The organism is Sutterella massiliensis, from assembly GCF_016899755.1.
Classification (GTDB): Bacteria; Pseudomonadota; Gammaproteobacteria; order Burkholderiales; family Burkholderiaceae_F; genus Sutterella; species Sutterella massiliensis.
In genome coordinates this window covers 1-1,912 of the sequence record NZ_JACJJC010000049.1, presented here as the reverse complement: position 1 = coordinate 1,912, position 1,912 = coordinate 1, and the positions used below count along the sequence as shown (strand labels likewise).

Sequence of the window (1,912 nt, the reverse complement as noted above, 5' to 3'; positions counted from 1 at the left end):
TTTAAGAGGATTGTATTGCAAATTGCAGTACAAAAGATGCCGTGACTTGACCCGATACGCTTAAATTCATACGACAGCGATAGCCGAAATTCGCTTCAGGCGCTCGATTTCATCTCGTCTGTCATAGATTTGAGTAGTTCTGATATCACTGTGTCCGAGGGCAATTCGCACAGTGTTAAGGTCTACGTTGGCATCGAGTAATGTCGAGGCGAACGAGCGGCGCATATCGTGCGGTGAAACGACGCGATTCAGTGCTTCCATAGAGCGTCGCCGCATCATCTGGTAAACGGTTTCGTCGTTCATGCGTCGACAGGTCAAAAGCCGTCCGCTCGCGTGAACAGGGACGAAGAAGTAGGCGGATCCATCGTTGCCGCGAAGTTTGTCCCAAGCGTCAAGTTTCGAAGACACGCTTTCGCTAAAAAAGATGATGCGTTCCTTATTTCCTTTGCCGATGATTCTGAGTTCGTGTTTCTCGAAGTCGATGTCGCGCGTGCGCAGGTTGACAATCTCAGTCCGTCGGAGGCCGCAACCGACCGCAACCGCAAAGATGGCCGCGTCACGGATGCCGATCATTCCATCCTTTTCGCAGTCGGCAATGATGGCGGAAACATCATTCATGGTCGGGACTGTGCGGCTGGTCTGACGGATGCCACGGACGTTCCGGATATTGCGGATCGCTTCGAGTCGGTTTTCGGCAAGGAGTCCGTTCAAATAGGCTTCAGTACATAGCCCTTTGAGGATGCGAAGCGTGAAGTTCTGTGAGGCTGGTTTTCGGCACCGAACCGCCGGCATGGCCATCAGTTCGATCACATCGGCGCGCTCAAATCGCTCCCAATCGACTTCGTCGACGTTCGACAGCCCGAGAAGCTTCGCAATATTGGCGAGTTCGTAGGCGACGCGTATTCGCGAGTCGTTCGAGGCAAAGTGCTTCAAGTAGATTTCCGAGAGCTTCATCACCGAGGATCCTTGTTTCTTTTCGTTGTCGCGAGCAGTCGATGCGCCGTCAAGACGGTCGCTCGCTGCTTCACTCGGTCGACACCAGCTGCGGTGGCAGCCGTCGTACATGCTACAGCGACCAATTGATTAAGCCGCCGCTCGTTTGCAGGTCCTTTTTACGGTTCCCTTTCGGAAGTCAAATTCTTACTCGATCGGTCTATTGAACGCTTTGCAACGGACGCAGAGTTATTCAGGAACCGCCGTCTAGGTTGCGAACGTTAATGTGCCGGTGTTCAGGTTTTTTTCTGCTTACATTGAGTCTTTTACCCGGTTCTTCATCTCGAGTTTTGTGTTCGTTTGCTCGATCGGGAACTGAGACTTCCTTATGTTTGTTTGCGGTGCGCAACGGATCGTTTTGATTTCAACGGTGCTGCGTGAACCAGCATACGGCGGATCGCTCACGAAACGAACATTTCAAAAGGGGTCTGAATACGACGGACTCTTCGTGTGGTGCGTCCTTGATGCCATGGCGCGCAGGCGTACGCTCGCCGCTGCCTGCGAAGTGCTCGGCGCAGCGTCTGTTAAACGTCTCAGGCTATATCGGTGCTTGAGAGAAGCAGGGGTGTCCGGCTTGTCTCCCGTACGACGCACCTCGTCGACCTGACGCTTCTCGGAGCGGAATATGCGCCGTTTTTTCGTCGCATTGTGCAATACGGTGACGAGATTTCGTGCCGGGCAGACGCGAATTCGGACAAGGGGGTGGCGTTCTGCAGCGTATTGGGATTCTCAAGAACCGACTCGGTGCACTACCGCTCGACGAGCCCCGGTTTGCCCGGGCCACCGATTACTCAATCGAGAGCTCGACGTTTCAATCCGCATCAATCCCGATCCGCTTCACTACGGGCTGCCTTTTTTCCAGTACTACGATTTCGCTGCCTGGTTTTTTGTCGGGCGTGTAGCACGTCTGGCGCTGCTT

Annotated in this window: 1 protein-coding gene; it reads right to left on the bottom strand. The window is 53.8% G+C overall.

Going from position 1 to position 1,912, the window contains the following annotated elements; translation table 11 throughout:
- Nucleotides 1-66: 66 nt before the first annotated feature.
- Nucleotides 67-1,065, bottom strand: a complete 999-nt coding sequence (locus H6A60_RS11065; protein WP_205104588.1) for a tyrosine-type recombinase/integrase — start codon at nucleotides 1,063-1,065, stop codon at nucleotides 67-69.
- Nucleotides 1,066-1,912: the final 847 nt, after the last annotated feature.